The organism is Zhongshania aliphaticivorans, assembly GCF_001586255.1.
GTDB lineage: Bacteria > Pseudomonadota > Gammaproteobacteria > Pseudomonadales > Spongiibacteraceae > Spongiibacter > Spongiibacter aliphaticivorans.
Genome location: NZ_CP014544.1, coordinates 4,156,342 through 4,172,303, shown reverse-complemented (window position 1 = coordinate 4,172,303; position 15,962 = coordinate 4,156,342). Strand labels below are relative to the sequence as shown.

The 15,962-nt window shown below is 48.9% G+C and carries 16 protein-coding genes; 15 read left to right on the top strand and 1 reads right to left on the bottom strand.

All coding sequences use genetic code 11. The annotated features are described in order from the left end of the window. Positions 1 to 214 precede the first annotated feature (214 nt). The 15 genes from mnmG to glmS all read left to right on the top strand — a co-directional run bounded on the left by mnmG (position 215) and on the right by glmS (position 15,266). A complete protein-coding gene (gene mnmG, locus AZF00_RS18675) occupies positions 215 to 2,107 on the top strand; it encodes a tRNA uridine-5-carboxymethylaminomethyl(34) synthesis enzyme MnmG (protein WP_008253089.1) in 1,893 nt (630 codons plus the stop codon). Next, complete coding sequence (gene rsmG / locus AZF00_RS18670) at positions 2,108 to 2,734, top strand: 16S rRNA (guanine(527)-N(7))-methyltransferase RsmG (RefSeq protein WP_062384768.1); 627 nt, start codon at positions 2,108 to 2,110, stop codon at positions 2,732 to 2,734. A gap of 38 nt (positions 2,735 to 2,772) precedes the next feature. Continuing rightward, a complete protein-coding gene (locus tag AZF00_RS18665) occupies positions 2,773 to 3,594 on the top strand; it encodes a ParA family protein (protein ID WP_062384918.1) in 822 nt (273 codons plus the stop codon). Next, positions 3,587 to 4,504, top strand: coding sequence for a ParB/RepB/Spo0J family partition protein (locus tag AZF00_RS18660; RefSeq protein ID WP_062384765.1), 918 nt, complete (start codon positions 3,587 to 3,589; stop codon positions 4,502 to 4,504). Before AZF00_RS18665 ends, AZF00_RS18660 begins: the two co-directional genes overlap by 8 nt. A gap of 245 nt (positions 4,505 to 4,749) precedes the next feature. Continuing rightward, positions 4,750 to 5,160 carry an ATP synthase subunit I gene (locus tag AZF00_RS18655; RefSeq protein WP_062384762.1) on the top strand — a complete coding sequence of 137 codons (411 nt, stop codon included), beginning with the start codon at positions 4,750 to 4,752 and terminating at the stop codon, positions 5,158 to 5,160. Between the two features lie 46 nt (positions 5,161 to 5,206). Continuing rightward, the gene (gene atpB / locus AZF00_RS18650; RefSeq protein WP_008253084.1) at positions 5,207 to 6,145 is read left to right on the top strand and encodes a F0F1 ATP synthase subunit A; all 939 of its coding nucleotides are present in this window, start codon (positions 5,207 to 5,209) and stop codon (positions 6,143 to 6,145) included. A gap of 43 nt (positions 6,146 to 6,188) precedes the next feature. Further along, a complete protein-coding gene (gene atpE / locus AZF00_RS18645; RefSeq protein ID WP_008253083.1) occupies positions 6,189 to 6,428 on the top strand; it encodes a F0F1 ATP synthase subunit C in 240 nt (79 codons plus the stop codon). A 53-nt stretch (positions 6,429 to 6,481) separates the two neighbouring features. After that, complete coding sequence (locus AZF00_RS18640; RefSeq protein WP_008253082.1) at positions 6,482 to 6,952, top strand: F0F1 ATP synthase subunit B; 471 nt, start codon at positions 6,482 to 6,484, stop codon at positions 6,950 to 6,952. 12 nt (positions 6,953 to 6,964) lie between these two features. Continuing rightward, entirely contained in the window at positions 6,965 to 7,501 is a 537-nt protein-coding gene (locus AZF00_RS18635) for a F0F1 ATP synthase subunit delta (protein ID WP_008253081.1), read from the top strand. A 31-nt stretch (positions 7,502 to 7,532) separates the two neighbouring features. Then, on the top strand, positions 7,533 to 9,077 hold the full coding sequence (gene atpA, locus AZF00_RS18630) for a F0F1 ATP synthase subunit alpha (RefSeq protein ID WP_008253080.1): 1,545 nt from the start codon (positions 7,533 to 7,535) through the stop codon (positions 9,075 to 9,077). Between the two features lie 51 nt (positions 9,078 to 9,128). Then, positions 9,129 to 9,995, top strand: coding sequence for a F0F1 ATP synthase subunit gamma (atpG, locus tag AZF00_RS18625; RefSeq protein WP_062384759.1), 867 nt, complete (start codon positions 9,129 to 9,131; stop codon positions 9,993 to 9,995). A 57-nt stretch (positions 9,996 to 10,052) separates the two neighbouring features. Continuing rightward, positions 10,053 to 11,450, top strand: a complete 1,398-nt coding sequence (atpD, locus tag AZF00_RS18620) for a F0F1 ATP synthase subunit beta (RefSeq protein WP_008253078.1) — start codon at positions 10,053 to 10,055, stop codon at positions 11,448 to 11,450. A 38-nt stretch (positions 11,451 to 11,488) separates the two neighbouring features. Beyond that, positions 11,489 to 11,914: a F0F1 ATP synthase subunit epsilon gene (locus AZF00_RS18615; RefSeq protein WP_008253077.1), complete on the top strand. Its 426-nt coding sequence runs from the start codon at positions 11,489 to 11,491 to the stop codon at positions 11,912 to 11,914. 123 nt (positions 11,915 to 12,037) lie between these two features. After that, the gene (glmU, locus tag AZF00_RS18610; protein ID WP_062384755.1) at positions 12,038 to 13,420 is read left to right on the top strand and encodes a bifunctional UDP-N-acetylglucosamine diphosphorylase/glucosamine-1-phosphate N-acetyltransferase GlmU; all 1,383 of its coding nucleotides are present in this window, start codon (positions 12,038 to 12,040) and stop codon (positions 13,418 to 13,420) included. 16 nt (positions 13,421 to 13,436) lie between these two features. Beyond that, the gene (glmS, locus tag AZF00_RS18605) at positions 13,437 to 15,266 is read left to right on the top strand and encodes a glutamine--fructose-6-phosphate transaminase (isomerizing) (protein WP_062384750.1); all 1,830 of its coding nucleotides are present in this window, start codon (positions 13,437 to 13,439) and stop codon (positions 15,264 to 15,266) included. A gap of 91 nt (positions 15,267 to 15,357) precedes the next feature. Here the strand turns inward: glmS and AZF00_RS18600 are convergent, their stop codons facing one another. After that, on the bottom strand, positions 15,358 to 15,936 hold the full coding sequence (locus AZF00_RS18600) for a hypothetical protein (RefSeq protein WP_008253074.1): 579 nt from the start codon (positions 15,934 to 15,936) through the stop codon (positions 15,358 to 15,360). Positions 15,937 to 15,962: the final 26 nt, after the last annotated feature.

Genomic DNA, 15,962 nt, shown 5'->3' with positions numbered 1-15,962 from the left:
TAATATCTTTTATTATCAGTAACTTACAATACTTATCAACAAAATAGCGCTTCTTAATAACAGTATTTAGAATAAAGAACATAAGATATATGACATATATATACATAAAGATTTATTAACTAATGCATTGATTAAATATTCACCAATTCATTGCAGGTATCAGGGATACCCGTATAATTTCGCCTCTTCTCATTTTCTTGGAATTAGGTGTTTCGTGGATTATCCGCAACGTTTCGATGTCATTGTCATAGGTGGTGGTCACGCTGGTACGGAGGCTGCCCTTGCTGCTGCGCGTATGGGCTCAAAGACCTTGCTGCTGACTCACAACATTGAAACTCTGGGTCAAATGTCATGTAACCCAGCCATTGGCGGCATTGGTAAAAGTCACCTCGTTAAAGAAATTGACGCCCTTGGTGGCGCAATGGCCAAAGCAACCGACCTTGGCGGCATACAATTTCGCGTTTTAAATGCCCGCAAAGGGCCTGCGGTACGAGCAACTCGCGCGCAAGCAGATCGGGTTTTATACAAAGCCGCTATACGCACCATTTTAGAAAACCAAGAAAATCTAGCGATTTTTCAGCAAGCCGTTGACGATCTTATTGTCGAAAATGATCAAGTTCAGGGTGTTGTTACCAATATTGGCCTGCGGTTTTTCGCTAACAGCGTCGTACTGACTGCAGGTACATTCCTAGGCGGAAAAATTCATATTGGCCTCGATAACCACAGCGGTGGTCGTGCTGGCGACCCGCCATCTTTAGCACTCGCATCACGTTTGCGGGAATTGCCATTCCGGGTTGATCGCCTAAAAACCGGCACACCTCCTCGAATTGATGCAAAAACCGTTAATTTTGAAGGCCTTGAAGCCCAATGGGGCGACAACCCGCGACCAGTCATGTCTTATCTGGGCAATCGCAATCAACACCCTGAGCAAGTGTGTTGTTGGATAAGCCACACCAATGAGCGCACCCATGAAATCATCCGTGGTGGCTTAGACCGCTCGCCTATGTACACCGGAGTTATTGAAGGTATTGGGCCTCGCTATTGCCCGTCAATTGAAGATAAAGTCCATCGCTTCGCTGACAAAACCGGGCATCAAGTATTTATAGAGCCTGAAGGTTTAAATACCCACGAACTCTACCCAAATGGCATATCGACCAGCTTGCCTTTTGACGTTCAATTAAATTTAGTACGCTCAATCAAGGGCTTTGAGAATGCCCATATGACCCGTCCAGGCTACGCGATTGAATATGATTATTTTGAACCACGGGATTTGAAATATTCTCTGGAAACCAAGTTTGTTAAAGGTTTGTTTTTTGCCGGTCAAATCAATGGCACGACCGGATACGAAGAGGCGGCCGCGCAAGGATTATTAGCGGGCGCCAATGCATCGCTTCTCGCGCAAGGCAAAGACGCTTGGTGTCCCCGTCGCGATGAGGCCTATATTGGCGTTTTAGTCGATGATTTAATCACCATGGGCACCAAAGAGCCCTATCGAATGTTCACTTCGCGGGCTGAATATCGCTTGTTACTGCGGGAAGATAACGCAGATCTTCGTTTAACAGAGAAGGGCCGTGAACTCGGTCTTGTCGATGACACCCGCTGGGCGGCATTTTCAGCAAAACGCGAAAATATTGAGATTGAGCGCCAGCGCTTGGCCGATTGCTGGGTTCAACCGGGCAGTAGTGAAGCAGCCATTTTGGCGGAAAAAATCGAAAAGCCCATAAGTCACGAATACAATCTGCTTGATTTGCTTAAACGGCCGGAATTGAAATACGTTGATCTCGCCCCGTTTGCACAGGGAACGATTGGAATTGTTGACGAGCAAATTGCAGAACAAATTGAAATTGGCGTGAAATACGCCGGCTATATCGACCGTCAGCAGCTAGAAATTGACCGCTTGCGCCGTTACGAAGACACGTCTTTGCCCTTGGATTTCGACTACAGCATCATCGAAGGCCTCTCCAACGAAGTAAAACAGAAGCTTGGTAATACTCGGCCGCAAACCTTGGCGCAGGCATCGCGGATACCCGGCGTGACCCCGGCAGCGGTGTCTTTGTTGTTGATTTATCTAAAAAAACGTGGATTGTTGGACAGGAAATCAGCCTGAGTGGATGTTTTAGAAAAGACCCTGGCAGCAGGTATTGATACACTCGGTTTGGCCGTTACTGACACTCAGCAAGCATTGCTGTTACGTTATGTCGCCTTACTCCACAAATGGAATAAGGCCTATAACCTAACGGCGATTCGTGATCCAGAACAGATGGTTATCCGCCATATTCTCGATAGCTTGAGTATCGCCCCATACATGGCTGCAACACATTGTTTGGATGTGGGTACCGGTGCGGGTCTGCCTGGCATCCCACTCGCCATTCTGTTCCCCGATAAGCTGTTTTCGCTACTCGACAGCAATGGCAAAAAAACCCGGTTTCTTATTGAAGCCCAAATGCAGCTGAAATTGACAAACATCAGTGTTCATACCGAGCGCGTCGAACAATTTAAGAGTGATAGGCTATTTGATGGCATTGTTTCGCGTGCCTTTGCTTCGCTGAAAGATATGGTAACGGGTTGTGAAGCCTTGCTTAGTCCAACGGGTAAGCTGTACGCCATGAAAGGTATTTTTCCTGAAGCAGAGTTGAGTCAGCTTCCAAAACACTTTATCGTCGAGCATTCGCACACACTATCAGTGCCCTCTGTCGAGGAAGCTAGGCATTTACTGCTTATTGCTCGGCATTGATTACTCAGCCTATTACGCTAAATTTACAGGAAAATTCCGTGGCCAAGGTATATGCAATCACCAACCAGAAAGGTGGCGTCGGCAAAACCACTACCACGGTAAACCTGGCTGCCTCTCTGGCGGCGACCAAGCGTAAGATATTATTAATCGACCTTGACCCCCAAGGTAACGCCACCATGGGTTGCGGTATTAACAAGGCCGAGTTAGCCCATTCTGTTTACGATGTTTTAGTGGCGGGGCGCAGCATTGCTGATACGGTCGTTGCGGCGCCGGACTGCGGCTTTATGGTCTTGCCAGCGAATCAGGATCTCACCGCTGCCGAAGTAGAACTATTGAATGAAATTGGTCGCGAGTTTCGCTTGCGCGAAGCGCTGGCGCCAATACTCGGTGATTACGATTACATTCTTATCGACTGCCCGCCATCGCTGAATATGCTTACAATCAACGCCTTAGCTGGTGCAACGGGGGTAATTATCCCAATGCAGTGCGAATACTATGCACTAGAAGGTTTGAGTGCGCTGATTACTACGATAAACCGAGTAAAACAGCTCATTAACCCCAAACTAGAAATTGAAGGCATTCTGCGCACGATGTTCGACGGTCGTAACAGCCTAACCAACCAGGTGACCGACGAGTTACGGCGCCATTTTGGTGAAAAATTGTATAGCACCGTCATTCCACGTAATGTTCGCTTGGCTGAAGCGCCAAGTCATGGTCTGCCAATTTTGTTTTACGATAAGCAATCTAAAGGCTCCTTAGCGTATTTGGCCTTGGCCGGCGAAATGTTACGACGCGCAGGCAAAACGGAAGTCTCCAGCGATTTAAGTGCAAACGAGCAGCTTGGACATAGTCATGGTTAAAAAACGAGGTTTGGGTCGTGGCTTGGATGCCCTATTGGGTGAAACGGCGACACCAGTAAGTATTCAGCCAAAGCAAAATAACGACGAACAGCCCGCCAATGCAGCTGTCGATACCGACACGCCTATCGCGCTTGATGGTAGCTTGCGCAATGTGCCAATCGAGTTTATGCAGCGCGGCCGCTATCAGCCGCGCCGAGATATGCAGCCCGAAGCATTGGAGGAGTTGGCTAACTCTATTCGTTCGCAAGGGATTATGCAGCCCATCGTAGTTCGCCCCATCGACGGTGGCCGCTACGAAATTATTGCCGGTGAACGCCGCTGGCGAGCCTGCCAATTAGCGGGGCTAGATACTGTTCCTGCACTTATTCGCGAGGTTCCCGACGAGTCCGCAGCGGCGATGGCATTAATCGAGAACCTCCAGCGCGAAGACCTCAACCCCATGGAAGAAGCCTTGGCCATGGTGCGCCTGCAGAAGGAGTTTGAGCTAACTCATGCCGAAATAGCGCAATTAGTTGGAAAATCCCGGACCACTATCACCAACTTACTGCGCCTAACTGGCCTTCGTGAAGAAGTGCAGACCTTATTGGAAAACGGCGATATTGAAATGGGTCACGGGCGTGCACTTTTAGGTTTGGCTCAAGAAGAGCAATCCGCTGCGGCATCGACCGTCGTCAGCCGCGGATTATCAGTGAGACAAACCGAGGCGCTAGTCCGTCGCCTAGTTGAAGAAAAAACCAGCAGTAAGCCACAAAAATCACTGGACCCCGATATCAAGCAATTGCAAGAAAGTTTGTCAGAGCGCTTGGGCTCCCCAGTGGCGATTCAACACGGTGCCAAAGGTCGGGGAACCCTGAGTATTAAATACAGCAGCCTCGACGAACTCGACGGTATTTTAAATCATATCAAATAGCGTATTTTGTGCTTGAATGTATAAGATCCTACATTATGTAGTGTGTTTTTGTGGTGCGAAGCGGGTATTAGAAGATAAATTCTTGATTTTAGTAGTTAAAATAGATTTCGTGAATATATGACTTTAGTACCATATACGCTGAAATCGGTTGAACATTAACCATATAGCCCCTATAATTCGCCCCGCTTTTTGGACAAGCAGAGCAGGCATAAAATCAGCCTATTTTGGGCAGAAGTGGTGGCTATATGACAGCAGATCGACAGCGGAAAAACCCGCGCACTGCTCATCAAATTGCCAGACCGCCGCTGCTGAAGATATACGGATTGCAAATTGCAGTTGTGCTTTTGGCCAGTGTTACAGCACTCCCTCTGGATATGGTCGCGGCCTATTCCATAGCAATCGGGGGAATGATTTCCGTTATACCCAATGCGTATTTTGCGCGCCAGGTATTCCGATTTACCGGCGCGGCGTACGCACGCCAAGTTACCCAAGGTTTTTACCGGGGTGAATCGGGGAAATTTATAACGACACTGGGGCTGTTTGCTAGCGCATTTGTATTTGTAAAACCTTTGCAGGTGTTTGTCTTATTTTTGGCATATCTAATCGTTATGCTGCTGAACGCCGTACTACTTGCCACGCTTAAGCGCGGTATATAGAAAACGTCGGATTAGCTCAACGCGTTAACATTTACGAGAGAGACACATGGCAGCTGAATCACAGTCTACCGTTGGTTATATCCAGCACCATCTTACCAACCTAACCTACGGTAAACTTCCCGCCGGTTACGAGCGTTTAGATGACACCGGTCATGTACACGAAGTTTTAACGACTGACACTTGGACTTTGGCCCACAGCGGCGCCGAAGCATCAGATATGGGCTTCATGGCAATCCATGTTGATTCCATGTTGTGGTCAATTGGTCTTGGCTTTTTATTCTTGCTCATTTTTGCCCGGATCGCGAAGCGTGCCCACAGCGGTATACCGCGCGGCGCACAAAACTTGCTTGAAATGATTATTGGCTTTATTGATCAAACCGTTAAAGACGGTTTTCATCACAAAAACGCCATGATCGCACCAATGGCACTGACTATTTTCATGTGGATTATTCTGATGAATACCATGGATTTGGTGCCAGTCGACTGGATTCCCGCCTTTATGGCTTGGGTAACCGGCAATCCGCATTTCTTCTTTAAAGTTGTACCGACCACCGATCCAAACGTGACTTTGGGTATGGGTTTCACGGTATTTGGACTGATGGTGTACTTCACTATTGTCAAAAAAGGCTTTATGGGATTTGTAAAGGAGCTTACCCTGCATCCTTTCCACAGCCCCAAGTGGTACGTCAATATATTATTGGTGCCAATTAACTTTGCACTAGAAGCAATTTCTTGGATCTCTAAGCCAATTTCTTTGGGCCTGCGACTGTTCGGTAACATGTACGCCGGTGAGATGATCTTTATCCTTATTGCGACTATGTTTGGTGCGGGTTTAGTACTAGGTATATTTGCCGGTGTGTTGCAGTGGGCGTGGGCAGTATTCCACATCCTTGTAATCACCCTACAAGCATTCGTCTTCATGGTGTTAACCATTGTTTATATGGCAACGGCACATCAAATTGAAGAAGAAGACCAGTTTCACTGATTACCATTTTTATTAACTTAAAGTTGAAAGTAGGAGAACTACCATGGGTTTAGCACTGATCGCTGTTGCTTTGATGATTGGTTTTGGCGCACTGGGTACGGCCATTGGCTTCGCTATCCTCGGCGGAAAATTGCTTGAAGGTTCAGCTCGCCAGCCAGAATTGGCACCAATGCTACAAGGTAAAATGTTCCTGATCGCTGGTCTGCTTGACGCAGTCCCCATGATCGGTGTTGGTATCGCGATGTACGTTCTGTTTGTTGTTGTTCCTGGTCTGCCTGCTTAATTGCTCGCTACGACAAAACATAGACAGCAAATTCATACAGCAGAGGTATCGGCGTGAATATTAATCTCACACTGATTGGACAATCGATCAGCTTTCTGTTCTTTGTATGGTTCTGCCACGCATTTGTGTGGAGCGCCATTCGCAAAGCAATGGAAGAGCGTGAAAAGCAAATCGCTGATGGTTTGGATGCCGCAGATCGTGCTGGCCGTGATCTTGAGTTAGCTCAAGAAAAAGCCGCCAAGCAACTGCGCGAAGCGAAAGGCGAAGCAGCAGCTATTATTGATGCTGCTAATAAGCGCGCTAGCCAAATCGTTGAAGAAGCTAAAGACGTGGCACGTGTTGAAGGCGAACGCCTGAAAGCAGCCGCCGAAGCCCAGATTGAGCAAGATGTGAACCGCGCCAAAGAACAACTGCGCTCACAGGTTGCTAAATTGGCCTTGGTAGGCGCGAGCAAAGTGCTGGAAGCATCTATCGATGAGTCTGTTCATAAAGACATGGTCGACAAGCTGGCAGCAAGCCTGTAAGCGGAGTTGATCATGGCGGAATTAAGCACAACAGCTAGACCCTATGCCAAAGCAGCTTTCGAGCATGCTTTGGCAGCTTCAGCATTGGCCGAATGGTCAAAAATGCTGAATACCGCAGCAGCAGTTGCTCAGCAAGCAGGCGTTCAGAAAGTTCTGAGCTCTCCGGCACTGACAACCGCTCAGCAGGCGCAGGCATTTATCGATATCTGCGGCGATACATTTAATGCTGGCGGCGAAAATTTCATCAAGATACTCGCAGAGAATAAGCGACTGAGCCTGCTTCCAACAATCAGTGAATTGTTTGAAGCACAGAAGGCGATTCAAGAAAAAACCGTGGATGTCGAAATCGCCACCGCGTTTGCCTTGGACACAGCCTCTGAGCAGCGTCTTGCCGAAGTTTTGACTAAGAAATTGGCTCGCCAAGTAAATGTTCACTCCCATGTAGATGCCCAGTTAATTGGCGGCGTGGTGATTAGAGCAGGTGACTTGGTGATAGATGGCTCGGTGCGCGGTCGCTTGGCGAAACTCGCTGAAGCATTAAATTCCTGAGCGTTTTAAGAATAGGATTGAGGAACAGAGCATGCAGCAACTGAATCCATCCGAGATTAGCGATATTATCAAACAGCGCATCGACAATTTAGATGTGTCTGCCCAGGCCCAGAATGAGGGCACGGTAGTATCGGTATCTGACGGTATCGTACGCATCCACGGTTTAACCGATGTGATGTACGGCGAAATGATCGAGTTTGAAGGTGGCCGTTTTGGTATGGCACTTAACCTTGAGCGCGATTCGGTCGGCGCCGTGGTTTTGGGCGACTACCTTGGTATCGCCGAAGGCCAGACCTGTAAATGTACAGGTCGTATATTAGAAGTACCGGTTGGTCCGGAATTGCTTGGTCGCGTTGTAGACGCACTGGGTAACCCAATCGACGGTAAAGGCCCAATCAACGCAAAATTAACCGACGCAATTGAAAAAGTTGCTCCCGGTGTAATTTGGCGTAAGTCGGTAGACCAGCCTGTGCAGATCGGCCTTAAAGCCGTTGATGCCATGGTGCCAATCGGTCGCGGTCAGCGCGAACTGATTATCGGTGACCGTCAGATCGGTAAAACCGCCATTGCAATCGACGCCATCATTAACCAGAAGTCTTCTGGTATTAAATGTGTGTACGTCGCAATCGGTCAGAAAGCATCTTCTATTGCCGCTGTTGTGCGTAAATTAGAAGAGCACGGCGCAATGGACCACACAGTGGTTGTTGCTGCTACCGCATCCGATCCAGCATCTATGCAGTTCATTGCTCCTTTCACTGGCTGTACTATTGGTGAGTACTACCGTGATCGCGGCGAAGACGCACTGATCATTTATGACGATTTGACTAAGCAGGCTTGGGCCTACCGTCAAATCTCCCTGTTGCTGCGTCGTCCACCGGGTCGTGAAGCTTACCCCGGCGATGTATTCTACCTCCACTCTCGTCTACTTGAGCGCGCAGCCCGCGTTTCAGAAGATTACGTTGAGAAATTCACCAACGGTGAAGTGAAAGGTAAAACAGGTTCATTAACGGCTCTGCCTGTTATCGAAACCCAAGCGGGTGACGTATCGGCTTTCGTACCGACCAACGTTATCTCCATCACCGATGGTCAGATCTTTGTTGAAACAGATATGTTCAACTCAGGTATACGCCCAGCGATGAACGCCGGTATTTCGGTATCGCGGGTTGGTGGTGCAGCGCAGACCAAGATTATCAAGAAATTGTCTGGTGGTATCCGTACCGCACTGGCTCAGTACCGTGAATTGGCGGCGTTCTCGCAGTTCGCATCTGACCTTGATGAAGCGACTAAAGCTCAGCTTTCACAAGGTGAGCGCGTTACCGAACTGATGAAGCAGAAACAGTACAGCCCCCTCAGCATTGCTGAAATGGGTTTATCTTTGTACTGCGCTAACGAAGGTCACCTGAAAAACGTTGAAGTTGCCAAGATTCTCGATTTTGAATCAGCAATTCTGTCTTTCGCCAATGCCGAATACGCTGGCGTAATGAAAGAAATCAACGACAGCGGTAACTGGAACGCAGATCTTGAAGGCAAGTTCAAAGAACTTGTTGAAAAGTTCAAGGCAACTCAGACTTGGTAAGACGTTAAGCTGCGCCACCGCGCAGCTTTTCTGCTTGAGGATTGTTGAATCATGGCAGGTGCAAAAGAGATACGCACCCAGATATCCAGCATCAAGAGCACGCAAAAAATCACTAGCGCCATGGAAATGGTTGCGGCGAGTAAAATGCGTAGAGCTCAAGATCGCATGGAATTGGGTAAACCCTACGCACGGCGCATGCGCGCGGTGGTGGGTCATATCGCCAATGCTAATCCAGAGTACCGTCATCAGTATATGACTGAGCGGGAAGTTAAGCGCGTCGGTTTCGTCATTGTTTCTACAGACCGTGGCCTGTGTGGCGGCTTGAACACCAATGTGTTCAAGAAAGCGATCAAGGCAATGAAAGGCTGGTCTGACAAGAACGTAGAAATTGATTTGTGCTTAATCGGCAGCAAGGCTGGAGCATTTTTCAAGAGCTACGGTGGCAATGTTGTTGCCGCTGCAAAAGACATGGGCGAAGCGCCCAGCGTTGCTGATTTGATTGGCAGTGTAAAAGTTATGCTCGACGCTTACGGCGAAGGCAATATCGACCGCCTGTATCTGGTCGGCAATGAGTTCGTGAACACCATGACTCAGAGCCCATTTGTAAGCCAGTTACTGCCTTTGGAAGCAGAGCAAGACGACAGTTTAAAGCATCACTGGGATTATATTTACGAGCCCAGCCCTGAAGAATTACTGGAAGGCTTATTGACTCGCTATGTTGAGTCACAGGTTTACCAGACAGTGATTGAGAACGGTGCCTGTGAGCAAGCTGCAAGAATGATCGCGATGAAGAACGCGACTGACAATGCCGGCGATATTATCGACGGTCTGCAGCTGGTTTATAACAAAGCACGTCAGGCAGCGATTACCCAGGAACTGTCAGAAATCGTGAGTGGTGCAGCGGCGGTATCGTCGTAAGTATTTTCACCACTGAAACAGAATTTGATTATTTAAGGTTTTGAAGAGGAACCGGACATGAGTAGCGGACGTATCGTACAAGTTATCGGCGCCGTTATCGACGTGGAATTTCCACGCGATGCGGTACCACAGGTCTATGATGCACTGTTGGTTACTGACAGCGGTCTAACCCTGGAAGTACAACAGCAATTAGGAGACGGCGTAGTTCGCACCATCGCCCTCGGTTCTTCTGAAGGATTGCGTCGTGGTCTAGACGTTAGCAACACTAACGACAAGATTCGTGTACCCGTGGGCATTGAAACCCTGGGCCGGATCATGGACGTTCTTGGTAACCCCATTGACGAATGTGGCCCTATCGGTGAAAAAGAGCGTATGCCTATTCACCGTAAGGCACCTGCCTACGAAGAATTAGCGTCTTCTAACGACCTGCTCGAAACCGGTATCAAGGTTATCGACTTGGTTTGCCCTTTCGCACGGGGTGGTAAAGTTGGTCTGTTCGGTGGTGCCGGTGTTGGTAAAACCGTAAACATGATGGAATTGATCAACAACATCGCAACCGAGCACAGCGGTTTGTCTGTATTCGCCGGTGTTGGTGAGCGTACTCGTGAAGGTAACGACTTCTATCACGAGATGCAGGAAGCGGGCGTTGTAAACGTCGAAGACTTCAGCAAATCTAAAGTAGCAATGGTTTACGGCCAGATGAACGAGCCACCGGGTAACCGTTTGCGCGTTGCACTGACTGGTTTGACCATGGCTGAAAAATTCCGTGACGAAGGCCGTGACGTACTGTTGTTCGTTGACAACATCTACCGTTACACCTTGGCCGGTACCGAAGTATCTGCACTGTTGGGCCGTATGCCTTCAGCGGTAGGTTACCAGCCAACACTGGCAGAAGAGATGGGTGTTCTTCAGGAACGTATCACCTCAACTAAGACTGGCTCTATCACTTCTATCCAGGCGGTATACGTACCGGCGGATGACTTGACCGACCCATCGCCAGCAACCACCTTTGCTCACTTAGACTCAACTGTTGTACTGAGCCGTGACATCGCTGCCAAGGGTATTTACCCAGCGGTAGATCCACTGGACTCTACTTCACGTCAGTTGGATCCGCTGATCATTGGTGCTGAGCACTACGAAGTAGCTCGCGGCGTACAGAACGTATTGCAGCGCTACAAAGAACTGAAAGATATTATCGCCATTCTCGGTATGGACGAATTGTCTGAAGAAGACAAAACGACTGTTGAGCGTGCTCGTAAGATCGAACGTTTCTTGTCACAGCCTTTCCACGTTGCTGAAATCTTCACCGGTAGCCCAGGTAAGTACGTGTCTCTGAAAGACACTATTGCTGGCTTTAGCGGTATTCTGAACGGTGACTACGATCACCTGCCAGAGCAAGCTTTCTACATGGTTGGTACCATCGAAGAAGCAATCGAGAAAGCGGCTAAACTGTAAGCTCGCGCAAGCGAGCTTTACGCCTGAGAGGCTAAAATATGGCTATGACTATTCATTGTGACATCGTTAGTGCAGAAGCAGAGTTGTTTTCTGGTCGCGCTAAGCTGATCGTTGCAAACGGTACCCAAGGTGACTTGGGTGTGACTTATGGTCACGCGCCGTTGCTGACATCGCTTGAGCCCGGCCCAGTACGTATTGTGCAGGACAACGGTGAAGAGCTGATCTTTTACGTTTCTGGTGGTTTTCTAGAAGTACAGCCCAATGTGGTAAGTATTCTGGCTGACACTGCGATCCGCGCTGGCGACCTCGACGAGGCTTCTGCGTTGGAAGCACAGAAACACGCACAGCAAGCGATGCTGAATCAGAGTGGCGATATCGACTACTCAAGAGCAGCAGCGCAACTAGCGGCGGCAAGCGCTCAGCTTCGGACATTGCAACAAATCCGGAAATCACTGAGCAAATAAACAATTTTGCTGTCATAAAAAAGGGCGACTCCGGTCGCCCTTTTTCGTATCCGCTATTATTTCCCGTTACAATCCAGCAGGTACTGATTTGTAAATTAAATCCCGATAAGAAAAGGGCATAACATGATATTAGAAGTGATTATATTAGCTGCCGGACAAGGCAGTCGGATGCGATCAACTCTCCCGAAAGTATTGCATCCTGTCGCGGGTAAAAGCATGCTTTCCCATGTTATCGACCTAGCCACCGCGGTCGCAAGTGATAAAACCCATGTGGTGATAGGCCACGGGGCTGATCAGGTAAAAAGCAGTATTCCCAATTCAACTGTACAGTGGGCACTGCAAAGTGAGCAAAAAGGCACCGGCCATGCAGTCGCGCAAGCCCTACCCGCAGTAAGTGACGACGCCCAAGTCTTAATTCTTTACGGCGACGTACCGCTAACAACGCCAGAAACCATCCAAAAATTAGTTAGCACCAGCGCCAACAAAGCCAATACAGAGCAAGTTACCCTGCTTACCGTTGAATTAGACGACCCCAATGGCTACGGCCGTATCATTCGCAATAATAGCGACCAAGTGACGGCGATTGTTGAGCAGAAAGACGCGAGCGCCGCGCAATTACGCATAAGCGAAGTTAACACCGGTATTATGTGTGTTTCAGCGAGCGCGCTAAAGCGCTGGCTGCCTAAGCTCAGCGACAACAATGCCCAAGGCGAATACTATCTAACCGATATTATCGCCATGGCAGTCTCTGATGGCGTGGCAATACATGTTTGCCAAGCAACCGAGCCCATGGAAGTTCAGGGCGCGAATAACCGGATTCAACTCGAAGAGTTAGAGCGTTTTTACCAGCGCCGCTATGCCGATAAACTCATGCTTGCCGGTGCCAGCCTAGCCGATGCTAGTCGCATCGACGTGCGCGGCAGCTTAACAACGGGCAATGACGTCTACATTGATATTAATTGCGTCTTCGAAGGCGAAGTAACCCTGGGTGATGGCGTCCGTATTGGACCTAACTGCCATATTAGCGATACCAAAATAGCCAGCAATGCAGAGATCAAAGCAAACTCCGTACTCGAGGGCGCCGTTGTAGGTGCAGATTGTAGCGTCGGTCCCTTTGCTCGCCTGCGGCCGGGTACGATATTGGCGGCAGAGGTGAAAATCGGTAATTTTGTGGAAACCAAAAAGGCCAATATTGGCATTGGCAGTAAAGTGAGCCATCTTAGTTATATTGGCGACGCCGAGATTGGGCGCGATGTTAATGTGGGTGCCGGCACCATCACCTGTAATTACGACGGTGTAAACAAATATAAGACCACCTTGGCTGACGAGGTTTTTGTCGGCTCTAATACCGCGCTGGTTGCCCCCGTTAGCGTTGGCAAAGCCGCAACGATTGGCGCGGGCTCGGTTATCACTGGCAATATTGCCGACGGCGAATTGGCCGTAGCGCGTAGTAAACAACGTAATATAAGCGGTTGGCAGCGGCCGAAGAAATTAGCCCGCGATTAAATAAGGAAACCAATGTATGTGTGGCATAGTCGGCGCGGTCGCGCAACGTGAGGTTCCTGGAATCTTGCTCGAGGGCCTAAGGCGTCTTGAATACCGAGGTTACGACTCAGCGGGTATGGCCGTCATTACCGGCGCAGCAGAACTAGATATCCGTAAAGAAGTGGGTAAAGTTCAAACCTTGGCAGACGCACTCGATAGCGCCCCGTTGCTAGGCCACCTTGGTATTGCTCATACTCGCTGGGCCACGCATGGCCAACCATCAGAAGTAAATGCTCATCCCCACTGCTCCGGTGACATCGCTTTAGTCCATAACGGCATTATTGAAAATCACGCTGAACTGCGCGAGCGCTTAGCCAAACTCGGCTATGTATTTGTCTCACAAACCGACACCGAAACCGTCGTGCATTTAATGCATTACCACTACCAACAAAGTGGTGATCTATTAACAGCACTGCGCGATACTATTCCAGAGCTAGACGGAGCCTACGGTTTGGCCGTCATTCACGCCAAGGAACCTCATCGCCTTCTCTGTGCCCGCAAGGGCAGTCCCTTAGTTATTGGTATGGGTATCGGTGAAAACTTTATCGCCTCAGATCAGCTTGCACTACGTCAGGTTACAGATCGTTTCGTGTACCTAGAAGAAGGCGATATTGCTGAAATATACACGGATAATTATATTATTCGCGACAGCGATTTTAACTTAGTATCCCGCGACATTACCCAAATCGATACCGCCGCAGAAACGACCGACAAGGGCCTTTACCGCCATTACATGCTCAAAGAAATCTACGAGCAACCGGCAGTAATTCGACGTTCGTTACTGGGCAGATTAGGCGCCAAAAGAATACTGGCCGAGGCCATGGGCGCGCGCGCGGAAGAAATACTCAAAACCGTTTCATCAATTCAAATTGTTGCCTGCGGCACCAGTTACCACGCGGGTATGGTGGCTAAATACTGGATCGAAGGTCTGGCTGGCGTGCCTTGCCGAGTTGAGGTTGCCAGCGAATTTCGCTACCGGAAATTTAAAGTACAAGAAAATACCTTATTGGTTACCATCTCTCAGTCTGGCGAAACCGCAGATACCTTAGCGGCGTTGCGATTAGCCAAAACCCTCGGCTACTCAGCGTCACTAACGGTGTGCAATGTGGCACAGAGTTCACTCGTTAGAGAGTCCGATTTGTATCTTATGACCGAGGCTGGTCCAGAGATTGGCGTTGCCTCGACCAAAGCGTTTACCACGCAATTAGTGGCACTGCTGTTTCTAACGGTTGCACTCGGACGTCATCACGATATGACCGAGAAGGAAGAAAATGAAATCGTAAGCGCGCTGCATCAATTGCCGGATTTACTTACAGAAACCCTCGCCTTAAATTTAAAAATCCAGCAAATGTCCAACGCCTTTGCCGACAAACACCACGCCCTGTTCTTGGGTCGTGGTGCCCAGTGGCCGGTGGCGATGGAAGGCGCGTTAAAGTTAAAAGAAATTTCCTATATTCACGCCGAAAGTTATCCTGCCGGTGAGTTAAAACACGGCCCACTGGCCCTAGTCGACGCCGATATGCCGGTCATTGCCGTTGCGCCCAACGACGTGCTACTAGAAAAACTAAAATCGAATATTGAAGAGGTTCAGGCGCGAGGCGGCCAGCTATTTGTATTCTGTGATAAAGCAGCGGGATTCACCGCCGCCAAGGGCATGGACATCATCGAACTGCCCCACGTTAATGACGTAATAGCCCCCATCCTTTACACAATTCCCCTACAACTGCTTTCATACCACGTTGCTATTTTAAAAGGCACAGATGTAGATCAACCCCGCAATTTGGCTAAATCGGTGACTGTAGAATAAGCGTTAGAATCGATTGAGTGCTGCAAAGAAAAAAGAGCCGCAAAGCGGCTCAAAGCATAGAATTAAAACAAAAAAATAATTTAAGCTCGGTTTAAAGCGTTGGGATAAAAACGGTAAATTGTGATCCGAGGCCGAGTACTTGATCTATCGCGCTACTGGGGCTGATTAGCCCAAGTGGCAAAATATTAGCGGGCAAGGCACCGCTAATATCTGGCAGTCCAAGACCCGATATATCTAAAGGTTGAGAAATAATAGGCAGCGGCGGTACTGCACTGACGCCGGACGATACGATAATCCCGCCATTGAGTATGTAGTTTAAAATCCCAGCGGGATTGTGGTAGAGCACCTCCGACGAGGGTACAAACCCAAACAGAATATCGGGGCCACCAAGTGAGCCTGGCACCAGCTTAGCTGGGTTGGTAAGCGTCGGGTGAAGATTATTGAGGGCAAATAGCGGGCCGTCCAGCGCTATTAAATCTTGCGACCCAAGTATATTTAATGCGTCGAATCCCGGTAATCCCCCGCCTAAACTTGGCACGCCAAGCTCCCCAAGGTCAAGGCCTGCGCCCGGTGTTAGCATGCCTAGCGTTGGTACTTGCGCTTGCACGGTAGCGATACTTAAAAGCATGCTTGCGCCCAATGTCAGGGAAGACAGTAATCGTTTAGTCATTATATATTCCTTGGATTAGCTAAACA

Coding starts and splice junctions, on each gene's coding strand:
- atpG (WP_062384759.1), top strand. CDS start 9,129: ATGGCAGGTGCAAAAGAGATACGCACCCAGATATCCAGCATCAAGAGC.
- AZF00_RS18635 (WP_008253081.1), top strand. CDS start 6,965: ATGGCGGAATTAAGCACAACAGCTAGACCCTATGCCAAAGCAGCTTTC.
- glmU (WP_062384755.1), top strand. CDS start 12,038: ATGATATTAGAAGTGATTATATTAGCTGCCGGACAAGGCAGTCGGATG.
- atpA (WP_008253080.1), top strand. CDS start 7,533: ATGCAGCAACTGAATCCATCCGAGATTAGCGATATTATCAAACAGCGC.
- atpB (WP_008253084.1), top strand. CDS start 5,207: ATGGCAGCTGAATCACAGTCTACCGTTGGTTATATCCAGCACCATCTT.
- atpD (WP_008253078.1), top strand. CDS start 10,053: ATGAGTAGCGGACGTATCGTACAAGTTATCGGCGCCGTTATCGACGTG.
- atpE (WP_008253083.1), top strand. CDS start 6,189: ATGGGTTTAGCACTGATCGCTGTTGCTTTGATGATTGGTTTTGGCGCA.
- AZF00_RS18655 (WP_062384762.1), top strand. CDS start 4,750: ATGACAGCAGATCGACAGCGGAAAAACCCGCGCACTGCTCATCAAATT.
- AZF00_RS18660 (WP_062384765.1), top strand. CDS start 3,587: ATGGTTAAAAAACGAGGTTTGGGTCGTGGCTTGGATGCCCTATTGGGT.
- AZF00_RS18600 (WP_008253074.1), bottom strand. CDS start 15,936: ATGACTAAACGATTACTGTCTTCCCTGACATTGGGCGCAAGCATGCTT.
- AZF00_RS18615 (WP_008253077.1), top strand. CDS start 11,489: ATGGCTATGACTATTCATTGTGACATCGTTAGTGCAGAAGCAGAGTTG.
- glmS (WP_062384750.1), top strand. CDS start 13,437: ATGTGTGGCATAGTCGGCGCGGTCGCGCAACGTGAGGTTCCTGGAATC.